This window comes from Leuconostoc sp., assembly GCF_965300815.1.
In genome coordinates this window covers 1-14,080 of the sequence record NZ_CBDKZH010000034.1, presented here as the reverse complement: position 1 = coordinate 14,080, position 14,080 = coordinate 1, and the positions used below count along the sequence as shown (strand labels likewise).

At 45.6% G+C, this 14,080-nt stretch carries 13 protein-coding genes and 1 pseudogene; 1 reads left to right on the top strand and 13 read right to left on the bottom strand.

What is annotated here, in order from left to right; all coding sequences use genetic code 11:
* From era to ACW12G_RS03670, 7 genes are all read right to left on the bottom strand, one after another.
* On the bottom strand, positions 1 to 404 hold a 404-nt coding region (gene era / locus ACW12G_RS03700), incomplete at its 3' end, for a GTPase Era (RefSeq protein ID WP_455647293.1).
* A gap of 113 nt (positions 405 to 517) precedes the next feature.
* Positions 518 to 991: a diacylglycerol kinase family protein gene (locus tag ACW12G_RS03695; RefSeq protein WP_010006338.1), complete on the bottom strand. Its 474-nt coding sequence runs from the start codon at positions 989 to 991 to the stop codon at positions 518 to 520.
* On the bottom strand, positions 975 to 1,448 hold the full coding sequence (ybeY, locus tag ACW12G_RS03690) for an rRNA maturation RNase YbeY (RefSeq protein WP_048701737.1): 474 nt from the start codon (positions 1,446 to 1,448) through the stop codon (positions 975 to 977). The genes ACW12G_RS03695 and ybeY overlap by 17 nt, the downstream gene beginning before the upstream one ends.
* Entirely contained in the window at positions 1,429 to 2,439 is a 1,011-nt protein-coding gene (locus ACW12G_RS03685) for a PhoH family protein (protein WP_029509317.1), read from the bottom strand. Before ACW12G_RS03685 ends, ybeY begins: the two co-directional genes overlap by 20 nt.
* A 62-nt stretch (positions 2,440 to 2,501) precedes the next feature.
* Positions 2,502 to 3,698, bottom strand: a complete 1,197-nt coding sequence (locus tag ACW12G_RS03680) for an ammonium transporter (RefSeq protein ID WP_055307988.1) — start codon at positions 3,696 to 3,698, stop codon at positions 2,502 to 2,504.
* Positions 3,699 to 3,851: 153 nt separating this feature from the next.
* Positions 3,852 to 5,273 (bottom strand): pyruvate kinase, encoded by a 1,422-nt coding sequence (gene pyk, locus ACW12G_RS03675; RefSeq protein WP_010002699.1) that lies wholly within the window; start codon positions 5,271 to 5,273, stop codon positions 3,852 to 3,854.
* 96 nt (positions 5,274 to 5,369) lie between these two features.
* A complete protein-coding gene (locus ACW12G_RS03670) occupies positions 5,370 to 8,723 on the bottom strand; it encodes a DNA polymerase III subunit alpha (protein WP_455647292.1) in 3,354 nt (1,117 codons plus the stop codon).
* Positions 8,724 to 8,850: 127 nt separating this feature from the next.
* Here ACW12G_RS03670 and ACW12G_RS03665 point away from each other — a divergent pair, with 127 nt between their 5' ends.
* Positions 8,851 to 9,048 (top strand): DUF2929 family protein, encoded by a 198-nt coding sequence (locus ACW12G_RS03665; protein WP_029509313.1) that lies wholly within the window; start codon positions 8,851 to 8,853, stop codon positions 9,046 to 9,048.
* Between the two features lie 28 nt (positions 9,049 to 9,076).
* On the opposite strand, the gene ACW12G_RS03660 is transcribed toward ACW12G_RS03665, so the two are convergent.
* The 6 genes and pseudogenes from ACW12G_RS03660 to ACW12G_RS03635 all read right to left on the bottom strand — a co-directional run.
* Entirely contained in the window at positions 9,077 to 9,964 is an 888-nt protein-coding gene (locus ACW12G_RS03660; RefSeq protein ID WP_455647291.1) for a type I 3-dehydroquinate dehydratase, read from the bottom strand.
* Positions 9,961 to 10,515, bottom strand: coding sequence for a hypothetical protein (locus tag ACW12G_RS03655; protein WP_455646330.1), 555 nt, complete (start codon positions 10,513 to 10,515; stop codon positions 9,961 to 9,963). The genes ACW12G_RS03660 and ACW12G_RS03655 overlap by 4 nt, the downstream gene beginning before the upstream one ends.
* The gene (locus ACW12G_RS03650; RefSeq protein WP_455647290.1) at positions 10,512 to 11,312 is read right to left on the bottom strand and encodes a shikimate kinase; all 801 of its coding nucleotides are present in this window, start codon (positions 11,310 to 11,312) and stop codon (positions 10,512 to 10,514) included. The genes ACW12G_RS03655 and ACW12G_RS03650 overlap by 4 nt, the downstream gene beginning before the upstream one ends.
* Positions 11,313 to 11,325: 13 nt before the next feature.
* Complete coding sequence (locus tag ACW12G_RS03645; protein WP_147001446.1) at positions 11,326 to 12,165, bottom strand: prephenate dehydrogenase; 840 nt, start codon at positions 12,163 to 12,165, stop codon at positions 11,326 to 11,328.
* Complete coding sequence (gene aroA / locus ACW12G_RS03640) at positions 12,162 to 13,457, bottom strand: 3-phosphoshikimate 1-carboxyvinyltransferase (RefSeq protein WP_455647289.1); 1,296 nt, start codon at positions 13,455 to 13,457, stop codon at positions 12,162 to 12,164. Before aroA ends, ACW12G_RS03645 begins: the two co-directional genes overlap by 4 nt.
* Positions 13,458 to 13,494: 37 nt before the next feature.
* Positions 13,495 to 14,080 (bottom strand): annotated as a pseudogene (locus ACW12G_RS03635) (chorismate synthase); the annotation flags it as partial.

Here is a 14,080-nt window from a genome sequence, read left to right as displayed (position 1 = left end):
AGTTCATCTGACGTGACCAAATCAACTTTATTAATCAACAGATAGATTGGTGTGTCTTTTACTTCTTTAAGTCGGCTAATAATAAAATCATCACCGCGACCACGTGGCATTGAGGCATCCACCACAAACCAAATGGCATCTGCTTCATGCAATGCTGAGAAGGCTGACTTCACCATGAAGTCGCCCAATGAATTTTGTGGCTTATGCACACCAGGTGTGTCAATGAAGACCACTTGTGCATTATCAGTGGTATAAATCCCTTGGATTTTATTCCGTGTTGTTTGTGCTTTATCTGACATGATGGCGATCTTTTCACCAACGATGCGATTAAGCAATGTTGACTTACCAACATTTGGTCGGCCAATAATGGCCACGAATCCTGATTTAAATGGTGTTTCTGTCATAATATTTTGCGACGCCTAGGTCGACTTTCTCCCCTATTGATAGTGATAGCTCGATTACCACTGGCAATCCAAGCACAGTAGGTACCTTATCGATACCACATATTAATGTTACCTTATTTAAAATTATGTAGCAAATCAGAAAAATTAGTCACAATGCCGAATTGACGCCAAACATAAGGCTGAAAAATCAGCAATAAAATGATAATTTCAACGCCAACTGCCACTAAGACTGCCCCCGCAGCGACATCCTTGGCCAGTTTTGCCAACGGATGATACTTTTTTTCCACGACGAGGTCCACAACGGCTTCAATAATCGTGTTCAAAAATTCACTGAAAATCACAATAAACACGGCCATTGTGACCCAAAGCCAGTCTGATCGATACAAGCCATAATGCAAGCCAGCAACTAAAATCAGAAAAGCTAACAAAATATGGATACGCATGTTGCGTTCGCGCACCAAGATCAACCAAATCCCGTTCAGCGAGTTACGCATTGCTCGGAAGAAATTGCGATTACGCGTTGTTTGCCGCTTTTCTGATGCTGGTTCACCGATTAATTTTGTCTGTTTATTATCTCTTGAGGCCATAATCGTCCAAAATCTTCCGCTGCAAATCAAACATTTCCTTTTCTTCTGCATCGCCTAACATATGGTCATAACCATTTAGATGCAAAAAGCCATGCACGACCAAGAAGCCAAGCTCACGTTCATAGCTGTGACCCAGGTACTCTGCTTGCGTAGCGATGACATCCACAGAGACAATGATATCCCCAATGTTTTTAGCAATGTCATCCACCGCAGCAATTTGTTCAAACACGTCATCGCCTTCTTCGATGGCAAAACTAATGACATCAGTGGGTTTGTCTACGCCACGATATTCGCGATTATAACGTTGAATGTCCTCATTATTGACAAATGTAATCGACATTTCTGTATCATCTGGTAAAGCTAATGCTTGGCCAGCAAAATCAATCACCGACGTCACGAGGTCGTGGTGATAACGACTAATACCAGCTTGTGTTTGATCAATGATCGCTAGATCCATGTGAGGATGGCTCCTTTTCATTCGTGTGTTGTGCAGCTTCTGCGGCCTCGTAGGCATTAACAATCAATCCAACGACTGGATGTCGCACCACATCTGCGCTACTAAAGTTAATAAAGGCAATCCGATTCACTGATTGCAAAATCTTTTGCGCCGTAATCAAACCAGACTTAGCCCCACGTGGTAAATCGATTTGTGAGATATCACCGTTGACAATCATTTTTGAGCCAAAGCCCAAACGTGTCAAAAACATTTTCATCTGTTGATTAGTGGTGTTTTGTGCTTCATCCAAGATGATGAAAGCATCGTCTAATGTTCGGCCACGCATATAAGCCAGTGGCGCAATTTCGATGACCCCACGATCCATCAAGCGCTGCGTCTGTTCAGCCCCAATAATGGCATGCATCGCATCATAGATTGGTCGCAAATACGGATCAACCTTCTCTTTCAAATCACCTGGCAAAAAGCCTAGTGACTCACCCGCTTCAACAGCTGGTCGCGTAATAATAATACGCTCAACTTCCCCGCGCTTCAGCGCAGAAATCGCCATCACGACGGCAAGATAGGTCTTTCCCGTACCGGCTGGTCCAATCCCAAAAGTCACATCATGCTTGCGAATGGCTTGAATATACTGCCGTTGCCCGAAGTTCTTCACACGAACGGCACGGCCTTTATTATCACGAATCAATGTTTCTGAATATAAATCACCAAAATATTCAAGTGTGCCACGTTGTGCCATCGTGACAGCACTCACGACATCTGCCGGTGAAACGGTAATTTGATGTTTAATCAGTTGCGTTAGTTCATGTAAGACAGCTTGCGCAAGTGCCACCTGATCGGCTTCACCCGCAATCGTCATCTGGTCACCGCGTGCATGCAACGTGACATCTAATCCTTCCTCAATGAGACGGATAAGACTATCATTTACCCCAATTAATTTCGTCTGCTGCTCGGCATTTTCGAATTTAAAAATTTGCTGTATTTGTGCTGACAAATTGCAAATCCCCTTTTATATTGTTTCTTTTAATTTTAACACAAAAAACGGGCATTTGCCCGTTATTCCACCGTTAAATCATGCATAATATTGTCATAACCCTGCGCTTCTTCTTCAGGCGTTAGGCGTAATGGCGCGGCAATCACTGCGGTGATTTTTGCCAAAATATAGGTACCAATCGCCGCAAAGGCCACGGTGAACAAAATGGCAACCAACTGCTTCCAAACGAGTGACCAGTCACCGTTCACAGCACCAGCAATGCCACCGATCGTTTTATCAGCAAACACACCAGTTAAAATAGCCCCAACTGCACCCCCAATGCCATGAATCCCAAAGGCATCTAGCGTATCATCATAACCAAAACTATTCTTAACAAAAGTAATGCCGCCAAAGCCAATGACACCGGCTAACAAGCCCATCACAACCGCAGCCCAAGGGGCAACGAAACCTGCAGCTGGCGTAATGGCAACTAAACCAGCAACCCCACCACTAGTAATGCCCGACAAGGTAGCGCGGCCATGCATTTTATATTCGGCAAGTCCCCAAGTCAATACACCAGCCGCTGAAGCCAACCACGTGTTAACCAAGGCCAAAACAGCAATACCGTTGGCAGCTAATGCAGAACCTGAGTTAAAGCCAAACCAACCAACCCAAAGCAATGCCCCACCAATTAGGACGTATGAAGGACGAACTGGTACGTGTTTGTCATTATGACGATGACCAATCATCAAAGCCAATACCAAGCCCGTCACACCACTTGAAATATGAACAACTGTCCCACCAGCAAAGTCAATCGCACCTAGCTTAGCCAACAAACCACCGCCCCACACCATGTGTGCCAATGGGGTATAAATAAAAATCAACCATAGCGTTATAAACACAATCATGGCTTTAATGCGGACACGGCCAATCACCGAACCGGTAATGATGGCAGCTGTGATAATTGGGAACATGCCCTGGAATAAGGCAAACGCACCATCTGGAATCGTTAAACTCTTGGTTGAATGGGTAAATGACACCCCTGATAAGAACAAGTGCTTAAAGTTCCCAATGATATCACCCGCGCCACCAAAGGCTAACGAGTAACCAACAGTGAACCAGACCATTGTCGCAATACCAATAATTAAAATTGGCACAAACATCGTGTGCAATAAATTGCGTCGTTCACCCAAGCCACCATAGAAAAGGGCTAAACCTGGCGTCATTAACCAAACCAATGCCGCTGAAATTAACACCCAAGCCAAATCACCTGTATTCATAAAACTGTACTCCTCTTTTAACGTTGCTCTAATCATATCAGCTAGACCAATTGATCGTTTTAATTGTGGTAGGTTTTATGACATTGCTAATTTTTAACCCAAAGCAAAAAAAATAGCCGCTAGCGGCTATTTCACTTAAAGCAATTAATTTGATTAAACTGTTTGTACAGTAATCATGTTTGTTGTACCAGATTGTGACATTGGTACACCGGCTGCGATAACAATTGTGTCACCTGAGTTAGCCAAACCTTGTTCCTTAACAGCTGTCTTAGCCAATGCAATCATTTCATCGATTGTTGCAGGGGCTTCGTAAACAACTGGCAAGACACCGTAGTTCAAAGTCAAACCACGTTGTACACGTTCTGAATAAGTCACGGCCAAAATGTTAACTTCTGGACGGTACTTTGATACCATACGTGCTGTGTAACCTGAGTTTGTTGACACAACGATTGCCTTAGCGTTTACGCTGTGGGCAATACGTGATACAGCTGAAGCAACAGCTTCAGTTGAATCAGTTTCATCAAAGTGAAGATCTTGATGACGACCGTAGTAAGGCAATGATGATTCAGCCTTTTCATCGATAGCAGCCATTGTTGCAACGGCTTCAACTGGGTATTCACCGTTAGCTGATTCACCTGACAACATTGTGGCATCAGTACCATCGAAGACAGCGTTGGCAACGTCGGAAGCTTCGGCACGTGTTGGACGTGGGTTTTCTTCCATTGAGTCAAGCATTTGTGTCGCAGTGATAACTGGCAAACCAGCCAAGTTCATCTTGCGGATCATTTCCTTTTGTACCAAAGGCACGTTTTCGGCTGGAATTTCAACACCCATGTCACCACGTGGCACCATCAAACCATCAGAAACGGCAATAATGGCATCAAGGTTGTCGATACCTTCTTGTGATTCGATCTTAGGCACGATTTGCACGTGTTCCATGTTCTTTTCCTTCAACAGCTCACGAATTTCGAGCACGTCTTCAGGCTTACGAACAAATGATGCGGCAATATAGTTGATACCGTGGTCCAAACCAAAGCGGATGTCATCAGCATCCTTTTCAGTGATACCAGGCAAGTTGATTGAAACACCAGGTGCGTTAACACCCTTACGTGATCCCAAGATACCATCATTGTCAACACGAACAACAAGTTCACGGTTGGCAACGTCCTTTTCAAGAACAGTTGTGCCAAGCAAACCATCATCAAATAAGACTTGTCCACCCACTTGCACGTCATCAAACAAACCTGCGTAGGTTACGGCAATCTTTTCCTTTGTACCTTCAAGGTTTTCGTCCATTGAGATACGCAAAACGTCGCCTGTTTGGAATTCAATCTTACCATCGACTTGCTTTGTTGTACGGATTTCAGCACCCTTTGTGTCCAACAAGATACCGACTGTCTTACCTGTGATCTTTTCAGCTTCATGAACAGCATTCATGCGGCCCAAGTGTTCTTCGTGATCACCGTGTGAGAAGTTGAAGCGGAATACGTTGGCACCCGCTTGGATCAACTTGACGATTGTTTCGACATCAGATGATGACGGACCAAGTGTTGAGACGATTTTCGTCTTTTTCATGGTTAAATATGCTCCTTAGTTATCTTGGTTGTTGCTTGTGCAACACTACCCAAGCTCTATTTTATACATTCTTAGGTGTTTATACAAGCCATAATATTAATGACTTCGTCGAAAGACCACATTATCATTTCCCAGCAATGGCGCCAGTTCACGCATGATAGCGGTTTCATCACTTAACCAAAATGCCGGTGCTAATTGTTGATTTTTTTGGTCATTTTGCCAATGAATCACGACGGGATTATTACCATGATACTTTTTCAAAACTGCAATAACGTCACGGCGATTTTCTTGCGTATCATGTGCGGTATCAAACTGCAAAAACCACGTCCCTTTTTGTTGTGATTGGGTTAAATCCGGGGCCAAACTCAAGTGATTGGCCACCACTGAAATTTTCCCATTATAGTAATCCACACGGCCCGTGAATTGGATAATGGCGCTAACCTTTAGGTCAGCTTTCACTTTGTCATAAAGTTGATGGAAAACGGTCACACTAGTTGTACCCGTCGCATCTGATACTGTGACAAAAGCCATTTCTTCACCCTTTTTGGTACGGGTTGTGCGCACTTGGTCAATGAGGGCAATAACGGTCACCGGTTGCTTTTTATCAGTCTTTTCAGTCAAATCAGCAATCTCTTGGTAATTGTGATCAGCAATTAAGCTGGCATACCCATCCAGTGGATAGCCCGATAAATTCACCCCGATGGCCTCTTTTTCATAGGTTAACTTCTCCGTCAAATCCCAATCCGGCATTTTCTTAATTTTGGTTTCGTTTAAAATTAAGTCGCCAAAGCTAGCCGCTTCAATCAAATCATCTAAAGCGGTAACAAGTTCCATCCGATTGTAGCCGAATGTATCTAAAGCCCCCGCATAAACTAGCTGACGCAGCGTGTCCCGTTTTCTAAACTTTTCTGGTAGACGCCGAACAAAGGATTGAATCGATTGGAACGGGCCATTAGCTGTCCGTTCAGCCAAGACAGCAGCCACGAAATCAGTTCGCAACCCTCGGAGATTTTTTAGTCCCATTTGCAAGACGCCTTGATTAACTGTCCAAAAACGTTGTGACTGATTGATGTGCGGTGCTGCTACTTGCAATTGACGCGCCTTAGCTTCCGCAACATACAGCCGCACCTTTTCCGGTGACCCTAAATTGGCATTTAACACGGCAGTAAAAAATGCTGCTGGATAATGGGCTTTCATATAAGCCAATTGGAAAGACAACTTACTATATGCCACCGCATGCGAGCGATTAAAGCCATAGTTTGCAAATTCATCAATATAAGCAAAAATTTGGGCCGCTTCTTGGCGATCATGTCCCAAGGCTACTGCCCCATTAATAAACTTTTCCTGCATCGCCGCCATTTGCGTCAGCTTCTTTTTTGACATGGCACTACGCAACACGTCCGCTTCCCCAAGCGTCAAACCCGCATAGGCTTCAGCAACCAACATGACTTGCTCTTGATACACAATAATGCCAAATGTTGGCGCTAGAATAGTTTTCAAGCTGGCGTCAGGCACCGTCACGGGTTCAAGACCATGCCGCCGTTTGATAAAGCTTTCAATGTTACGGCTGGGCCCTGGCCGGTAAAGTGAATTAACCGCCACAATATGTTCAAAGGTGGCCGGTTGCAATTGCCGCAAGACATGTTTAATGCCTGCCGATTCAAATTGAAAGATCCCATTGGTATCGCCTTTAGCATACAAAGCAAGTGTTGCCGCATCATCCAATGGCACACGGCTAATATCAAAGTGCTCTGGCAATTGCTGCCGTGCTTCATATAAAGTTTGTGCCAAAATGGATAAGTTTGATAACCCTAGGACATCAATTTTTAGCAGTCCTAACGCCTCAACCGTATCCTTTTCAAACTGCGTCAATAAGCGTTCGTCAGTCCCTGACTGCACCGGCAATGTGTGCACCAGTGTATCGGCACTTAACACGACACCCGCTGCGTGCGTCGAATAGTTTCGTGGCAACCCTTCGATTTGTTGGGCAACCTTTAGCAGTAATTGCCCGTCATCAAGTTCTGACAAGACCTTTTGAAGCCCATCACCTGCTTGGAGCGCATCTTGAATTGAGACTTTTCGCCCTTGTTTACCTGTTGGTACGGCATTACTAATCCGGCTCATCATTTGCTGCGAGACACCAAACACGCGCGCCGTATCGCGCAGTGCTTGCTTAGCGGCTAACGTGCCAAACGTTAGAATTTGAGCAAAATTACGCTGACCATACTTGTCATGTAGATATTTCAAGACAACATCGCGTTTATTATCCGGCCAGTCAATATCAATATCTGGCATTTGGACACGTTCCGCATTCAAAAAACGTTCAAAAAGTAAGCCAAACTGCAGTGGATCCACATCCGTGATACGCAAGGCATATGCGACCAGTGACCCAGCAGCCGATCCACGCCCTGCCCCGAGTTGGATATGGTTTTGATAAGCAAAATTTACAATATCCCAAACAATTAAGAAATAATCATTAAAGCCCAACTGATCAATCACTGCCAGCTCATGTGCTAAACGCGCTTGATAACGGGACTGATCGACATGCAAGCCTTGTAATCGCGCCGCCAAGCCTTTCTCGGCCAACGTTTTTAAATACGTGCCGGCATCCGGCATACCAGCTGGCAACTGAAACGCCGGTAAAGCAGCTGTCTGACTAAAAGTCAACGTGACTTGACTTCTGGCTACCAAGGCTTCATTGGCCAAAAAGGCCGCCTTTAAGAAATCACTCGTCTGATAGGCGGCCTTGACCTGGTTGTAATCTTGTAAAATTTGGGTGCCTGATTGCTGGGCCAACGCTTTAATACCCTCTAGTTTGACATTGGCATCAATTGACTTTAACACCTGGGTCGTGAACGCATCATCTGCATTCAGATACGCAACGTCATCTAGTGCAATCAATTGTGCTTGGGTTGCCGCTTGGAACTCAGCGAGACGGGTTTGGATTTGTGGCGCCATCTGGGGGTTAATCCCCAAATATAAATGTGCTGGCGCAATATAAGTCGTGAGGGTTTGCCAATATTGCGCCACATCATCGTAGGCCGACGCAATGAACTGTGGTAATTCACTATCGCCTGGCAAAATCACGTTAATCCCTTTTAAATGCTCTGACAATGCCGCCAACGTTAAATCAGGCGTTTTGGCCGTCATTTTCGCTGATGATAACCACATCAAGTTTTGATAACCGACTTGCGTTTCCGCGATTAAAATCATGGGAAACGTTGTCGCCGTGTTCACTAATCCATTAACTTCCAAAGTTACGCCAAATAACGGCTTAAGATTATTTTCCAAAGCCGTTCGGTAAAACTCGACTGCCCCATACATCACATTGAGATCGGTTAAGGCAATCGCCTCATAGTGCCGTGCTTTCGCTGTTGCAACAATTTGAGGAATCGTATTAGGATTTTTTAGTAAGCTATAGGCGCTTAAAATTTGTAACGGTGCGTACATTAGCCCTCCGCATAATTTCGTTTCATGATACGAAACTTTGTTCCCTTTAATTATACACGAAAATCGTGAAAAAAGGTTGCGCTTTTCAGGAATAAGCGTATGATAGTTCTGTAAAGAGGTGAAAAGTATGAAATTCATTACTGTTGCTTTTTGGTCTGCTGTATTTGGCGAAATTTTGGGTTACATTGTGTCTCAATTAACTGGTGGTACTTATTCATTTGTTGGTGCTGCCGTTTTGGCCATTATTGTTGGCGAAATTGCGATCATTGCAATCCCTGCAATTTCAGGCTCAGCCGCATCAAAAGCAGTCATTCATAAAAAATAAAAAATCGCGCAAATTATTGCGCGACTTTTTATTTGGCTTGCCAAGCTGCTCTTAATTCACTTATTGTCAGTTGTCCTGGCGCACTTACAGGTTGGCCATCTAAGACCGCAAAAGTCATTTCTGAGCCATATTGATACCCTTCAATCCGTGACCGCTGTCCCAATAGCCCCATGCTAATGGTGATGAGCGGCTGTGCAATTTGTGCGGCTTGTGTTGCCAGCAATAACCGCTCAACATCCGCTTCATCATGTGGTGTCACCGCAAGTTTCACAACATCAGCACCCGTTGCCGCCAAATCAGCTAAATAAACCGGCACATCCGGTGTCTCATTTAAGTCATGATACGACATGATGACAGGCACATCAACTGCACGTGCGGCCGCCATGATTTTATCACGGAATTCGGCAGCTAACGTATATTCCACATCAACAGCGGCAAAATGATACCCTGATTTTAACGCATTGACCATGAACAACGTATATTCAAGTGGTGACATTTCGCCCCGACCACCTTGTGCTTGCGTGCGATACGTCAAAATAATGGGAAAGTCGCCAATCGTCTCAAACACTGACCCCGTCAGTTCTTTAATGATTTGTTGGTTCATAATCGGCCAATTCGCCTTAAATTCCTGCTGGGCTTGGTCGATTTCTGCTAACATTTTAGCTTCCGTCATCGCGGAAACATCTTTTTGCGCTAACGCTGCTTGCGCCCCTGCTTTCACTTGTTGCCACATCACCGCTTCACTAAAATCATCCGCAATATAGTCGGCGCGCCATTCCACTACGTCTGGCTTTTGGGCTTGGAGTTGCTGGGCAAACGGTGTCAATTTATCAGTTGGGCCAAGCATTAATGGCACAGCGATAACTGGCTTACCAGTTGGACTTTCAGGAAGGTGTAATTGTTCTCGTAATGTCATTTGATTTGATAGACAACCCAGACCATTTGTGGACTTAATCGTTGTCGCACTTGGTACTTTGGGTCTTCACTTTCTGGTAATTTTAAGAATTGTGCTTCTGATATAATTGTAAACCGATTTTGGTCATTTATAAAGGCTGACATGGCGACAGGCTTACTGGGGGCAAAAATCACCGAGGGTCCCCAGGCATTATCTAAGCTATTAGCGCGTAAATATTGGGCCAATAACCCCTCAGTTGCGGCATGGATGACAGCCACATTGCGTGCATAAGCGGTATTTTCAACCACAACAAGCGTCATCAAAGGCCGAGCAAACGTGGCCACAATGGTTGCCTTTTCCCAAGCCAAATAGTTAAAATTTGCCCAATCCAACACTGGCAATTGATGCGATTTAAACGCTGCTGGCACGAGAATTTGATCGCCGGCATAATCGTCTAAATGCGTTAAAATACTTTCAAAATCTTGATGTAAAACCAACGTCTGGTCGGTGATATAATCTTTGGCTGCCTGTTCTGAGTCGGTTCCGACAGGCCCTAACGTGTGTAGTTTCATCGCTTTAACTGCTTATTTTCTTTATTAATCGCTGAATTTGTCAGGATGGTCATAATTTGATCAATCATATCATCTGAGATATCAGCCGATTGCGCAAAATCATATTTCAATAAATCACGCATCTGTTGCATGCGCGCTGTTTGTACGGTAGCCATGCCGCATTTTTCTTTGTACTGCGCCACAGCACCCACAACTTGCATACGTTTTTCAATCATTTGAAAAATTTGACGATCAAGCGCATCAATTTCCGAGCGTAATTGTAACAAATCTAATTCATCTTCCGGCGTACTAAATAACGCGATAATTTCTGCTGCCAGTCGTTCAGGCGTTTTACCAACCGTTTCCACTGTGACATGTGCCACACTACGATATAACGGATCCCGTAATTGCCATAGCTGAAAAAATGCTGCGGTTGATTTTTCTTGCAACAACGGCCGTTGGCCTTCGTTCAGCAAACGACTAATCGTACTTTCCAAGTTCCCATGCAGATAAATAATCGTGGCCGATGAGGCTTGCAATATTGCCCGATTCTCCGGCCGCTCAATCACCCCACCACCGGTCGCCACGACACCTTTAAACGTCTGCAAATCTGCTAAAACTTGGGTTTCCAGCGCACGAAAACCCGCCTCGCCTTGACTGGCGAAAATTTCTGGAATCGTTTGGCCAGCGCGGCGTTCAATTTCTGAATCGCAATCGATAAAATTGGCGTGGTGTTGGCGGGCAATTTCCTGACCAATCGTCGTTTTGCCGGCGCCCATAAATCCAACCAATAGCAATGTTTCTGGTGCTGTCAACATGATTGTCGCTACCTCATAAATGTTGTCGTGCCTTTTGCGCAGATTGAATCAATCGTAACAATTGGTCAGTGTCTTGTGCGGCCAATGCCTGATTAAATGCAGTCAGTTCCGCCATCAGTTGTTGCGTACTGGCAAGTACCGCTGCTTGATTGCTCATTAAAACGTCCGTCCAAAGTTTGGGGTCACTGGCTGCAATGCGCGTTGTATCTTTAAAGCCACCGGCTACATATTGCCCAAAATCGGCCACATCCCCAAGTTGCTTAACCGCTGCATTCATCAACGCAAACGCCGCAATATGCGGCACATCACTAATCATCGCCATCAAGTGGTCATGGGTGGTTGTGTCAATCGTTTTAAAGTTCGCCTGTAAGGGCGCCAACAACGTTTGCAATGTCGATAAAGCAGCCTGCCCTTTTTGATTCGGGATGAGAAAATAGAGTGCTTGCTGGTATAACTGTGGGTTGGCGGCAGTCACCCCACTTAAATGCGTCCCCGCCATGGCATGACCACCAATAAAGGCCACATGAGCGAGTTGCGTGGCTGCTACGGCCATAATGTCACGTTTTGTCGAGCCAGTATCTGTGATGATGACATCCGATTTCAAAGGCAGCGCCGCGAGTGTTTGCAATGCTTGGATAATCCCTGTCACGGGTGTTGCTAAAATAATGACGTCAGCTTGCGTAGCGACTGGCGCTAATTGTGATGCCGTTTCGGCAACAATTCCTTGGGCTAACGCTAGTGTTAACGTGTTTGGGTCTTGATCAACACCAATCACGTGATGCGCCGGTTGGGCGTTCAAACAAACCGCCAATGACGCCCCCATTTCTCCTAACCCTTGCACAACAATGTTCATCGCATCACCTGCATCAAATCGGCCAAAAATCCAGGATAAGAGACACTCATCGCATCTTCGCCGGTCATCACAACATCTTGATGAGCAATCAAAGCGGCCACCGCATTCATCATACCAATCCGATGGTCCCCATGCGTCTCTAACAACGTGGACTCATTGCTACCATGGAGTGGTGTGCCACCGTGAATAATCATGCCATCCGGTAAGGCCTCAATATCTGCGCCCAACTTTGTTAATTCAGCAACCACCGTGGCAATACGATCTGTTTCTTTCACCCGCAGTTCAGCCGCACCCGAAATGACAGTATCCCCTTGTGCTTGCGTGGCAGCTAAGGCCAAAATTGGGATTTCGTCTACAGCACTAGGAATATCTGCAGCGGTGATTTGTATCCCATGTAACGGTTGGGCGCGCACTGTAATATCTGCAGTCGGTTCATAGCCGTCATTCACATGAGTCAGCGTTAAGTCAGCGCCCATCTGCCGTAGCAGACGCAAAACCCCATCGCGCGTTGGATTAATGCCCACATTTTTCAAAGTAATCTCAGAATTCGGGGTAATCAAGGCAGCCACAATGAAAAAGGCAGCACTGGAAATATCAGCTGGTACTACGACATGTTGGCCCATCAATGTTGGCTGCTGTGACAAGGTAATGACGCCATGATCTGCCTGGATTTGACCGCCAAATTGGCGCAGCATCCGTTCCGTATGGTCACGTGAAGGTAATTTTTCAATAATTGTCGTCTGTCCCGCGGCTTGCATCCCAGCTAAAATAATGGCACTTTTAACTTGCGCCGACGCCACCGGCATCTCATAGGTGATACCGGTTAACGCTTGATTCGCATGAATCACACCTGGTAATTTATCACCATCGGTCAACGTAATTTGCGCCCCCATTTGTGATAACGGTGCTAACACACGTTGCATCGGCCGCTGACTTAATGAGCCATCCCCAAAAATCGTCATATCAAAGGGCTGTTTACTCAACAACCCCATTAACAAGCGTGTGGAGGTCCCTGAATTTCCCATGTCTAATGGCGCGTTAGGCACCTGAAAATGTTCAAGTCCTTGTCCTTGAATGCGGACATGTGTGCCGGTTTGTGTGATCTGAACCCCCAAGTCCTGAAAAATGCGCATGGTGTGTAACACATCATCAGAATCTAAGAAATTTTCAATTTCAGTCATGCCTTGGGCAATCGCCCCAAACATCAAGGCGCGGTGTGAAATAGATTTGTCCCCAGGGACAGTTAGTTGCCCGTGTAGGCCCGTTGTCGGGGCGGGCGTTAATCGAATCATAGCCTCTCCTTTTTTCCTGTTATCTGAAAATATCTTGTTAGAAACGACGAACTTCTTCACGGTAGGCCGCGACCTGTTCTTTCATCCGGTCAATATTGTCGGCATCAAACTTATCCAAAACGGCCTTAGCCAACTCAATGGCCACCATCGCTTCGGCAATCACCGCAGCTGCCGTCACCGCCGTCGTATCGGAACGTTCAATGGACGCTTTGTGATCTTGGTGGGTATCAATATCAACCGACTGCATTGGCCGATAAAGTGTTGGAATCGGCTTCACCACGCCACGCACCACAATCGCTTCCCCAGTTGTCATGCCACCTTCAAAGCCGCCTAAATTGTCTGAGCCACGATAGAAACCCTTTTCCGCATCCCAGAAAATTTCGTCCATCACTTGGTCGCCGTATTTTTCAGCATTGTCAAAACCACCGCCAAATTGCACGCCTTTAAACGCGTTAATCCCAACAATGGCCCGCGCGATTTTACCATCCAATTTTTCATCAGCGGAAACATAAGACCCCAACCCACCTGGCATTCCAGTTGCAATGACTAGGACCTGACCGCCGACCGTCATGGCAACGCGTTACGATTTTTCAATCCCGTCACGAATCGCCGCATCCGCTGCA